The sequence below is a fragment of the Paracoccus sp. (in: a-proteobacteria) genome (assembly GCF_032007265.1).
Classification (GTDB): Bacteria; Pseudomonadota; Alphaproteobacteria; order Rhodobacterales; family Rhodobacteraceae; genus Paracoccus.
Window position 1 is genome coordinate 1 of record NZ_DALZMB010000202.1, and the last position, 2384, is coordinate 2384.

Here is a 2384-nt window from a genome sequence, read left to right on the forward strand (position 1 = left end):
TGACGAGATCCGTTATGGTGATAACGACCGACTGGCGGCGCAGATCGCGGTGACCTGTGGCGCGGATCAGCTTTTGCTGCTTTCGGATGTGGATGGACTTTACACCGCCAACCCCAAGACCGACCCGGATGCGGTGCATCTGCCGCTGGTCGAGCATCTGACCCCCGAGATCGATGCGATGGGTGGCGGGCCGGTTTCGGGCCTGTCCAAGGGCGGCATGAAAACCAAGCTGATGGCCGCGCGCACTGCCGTCGCCGGGGGCTGCGCCATGGCCATTGCCGAGGGGTTTGTGCTCAACCCCCTTTCCGCAGTGGCTGCGGGCGCACGCGTCACGTGGTTTTTGCCCGACACCGATCCGCAGGCTGCGCGCAAGCGCTGGATCGCGGCGATGAAGCCCAAAGGCGAGATCACCGTTGATGACGGTGCCGTACTGGCGCTGGGTCGGGGTAAATCCCTGCTGCCCGCGGGCGTTACGCTGGTTACGGGTGAATTTGGCCGAGGCGAGCCGGTGCTCATTCAAGATCGCAATGGCAATCGTGTGGGCTTTGGCATGATGCGCTACTCTGCCGAGGAAGCACGCCAGATCGCAGGGCACCGCAGTGATGAAATCACGGCGATCCTGGGCTATCCGGGCCGGGCTGCCTTGATCCACCGCGATGATATGGTGATTTGACCAAAACCGCTCTGGTCCGGTGACGGGCCAGAGCCGAAACCTGCGCTTGGGCAGGAAACTGTGCCTAGGCAGGTCGGGCCAGGGAAAGCCGATGGTTCTCCAGCCGGCGCAAATGCTGAAGCCGCACCGCCCCCGGTCCGGGTTCGGGCAGGGCCAGGACTTGATCGCGCAGATATGAAATGCCGTCCTCGCTGCGCTGGGGCAGGGAAGCGGGATCAATCGGCGCGCCAATCGTGATCCGATAGGTCTGATTGGCCTTGTTCAGCATCTCATTGAACAATGTCACATCGCGCACCGTCGGATGGATCGCATCCAAAAGATAAAACAATGCGGAATTTCGGGCGCGGATGCGCAAAGGAATAACCGGCACGCCGAATTTGCGCGCAATCATGGCAGCACTGGCCATCCAAGGCCGTTCGTTCAGGGTTAAGCCACGCCGCTTGGCCAGGCGCCCCGATGGAAAGATCAACCCGATCCGGCCGCGCTCCAAGGCCAGGCGCGTATAATCCATGGTCTGCCGAGTTTTGGCATGGCTGCGCTTTTCCGGCCGCCATTCCACCGGGGCAATCAGACTTTCCATCTGCGGCAAGACGCGCAGAATGTCGTGATTGGCATAGATGAACAGATCTCCCCTGATCGCCGAGATCAGATGGTTGAGCACGACCCCATCGGCAATCCCGGTCGGGTGATTGGCCACAATCAGCGCAGGCCCGGATTGAGGAAGATGGGCAAGTCCATCCACGATCATATCGCGCACGGTCAGCATCGCCAGCCTGCGCATCAGCTCATCCGTCGGCAGGTCACGATATTCGGCGGCCAGATCCAGCGTCTGTGGATACCGCAGCAGCCCCATCAGTCGATTGCGACAGAAGGAATGATGCCATTTACCGGAATAAAACCAAGGAGCCCGCTCTAGAATCAGCGGCTCGATTCTGGATTGCATCTCGTTGCGGGCGCTCATGAGCATAATTATTGCCGTGCTCATCAAGCGCCCGCAAGCGCTGTTCGCTACTGCGGCGCGCTACCGGCAAGGATACGCGTGACCATTTCCGAAGTGTTGCGCGAAAGCCCAGATGTCTGAGCAATTCGTTGCAAGGCGGCCTGCGCCTTTTCACGACGCGCATCATCATATCGCGACCATGTTTCAAAGGCCGAACACATCCGCGCGGCGGTTTGGGGATTGACCGGGTCCAACTTGATCAGCCAGCTGGCATAAAAGTCATAGCCCGATCCATCGGCTGCGTTGAAGGCCGCGTGATTGGCGGCAAATCCCCCCAGCAAAGCCCTGAAACGATTGGGGTTTTTCCAGTCGAAATCGGACCTTGCTGCCAGCGTTTTCGCGCGATCAACCGCCGTTTTCGGACTGGCGCGGTGGACCTGCACCATGAACCATTTGTCCATGACCAGCCGGTTATCCGCGAATTGCTGGCGAAACAGATCCATGCTTTCACGGTCACGCCCGATGGCCACCAGCTGACCCAAGGCGCCCAGACGCTCGGTCATGTTTTCAGCGGTGCCAAAAAGCACCAGCGCCCTGTCGCCCTCATCGATGCGGCTGAGAAGCGCCAGAGCAGCCAATCGCAGGCTGCGCCGCGCAGCGCCTTCGGCATCTGGACGATAGGGGCCAAGCGGGGCCATGGCGGAATAGATCCGTGCCAATTCTGCCTCGTGCTATATCGCCAGATCGCGGGCAAAATCTTCACGAGCCAGG

At 60.4% G+C, this 2384-nt stretch carries 3 protein-coding genes; 1 reads left to right on the forward strand and 2 read right to left on the reverse strand.

Annotation, left to right across the window (positions count from 1 at the left end):
• A partial coding sequence (proB, locus tag RTS12_RS20610; RefSeq protein WP_312532010.1) for a glutamate 5-kinase occupies nucleotides 1-673 on the forward strand: 673 nt, incomplete at its 5' end.
• A 64-nt stretch (nucleotides 674-737) separates the two neighbouring features.
• Here proB and RTS12_RS20615 read toward each other — a convergent pair.
• Together RTS12_RS20615 and RTS12_RS20620 are read right to left on the reverse strand one after the other, a co-directional pair.
• A complete protein-coding gene (locus RTS12_RS20615; RefSeq protein WP_312532012.1) occupies nucleotides 738-1634 on the reverse strand; it encodes a lysophospholipid acyltransferase family protein in 897 nt (298 codons plus the stop codon).
• 47 nt (nucleotides 1635-1681) lie between these two features.
• Entirely contained in the window at nucleotides 1682-2332 is a 651-nt protein-coding gene (locus RTS12_RS20620) for an aminopeptidase N C-terminal domain-containing protein (protein WP_312532014.1), read from the reverse strand.
• Nucleotides 2333-2384 lie beyond the last annotated feature (52 nt).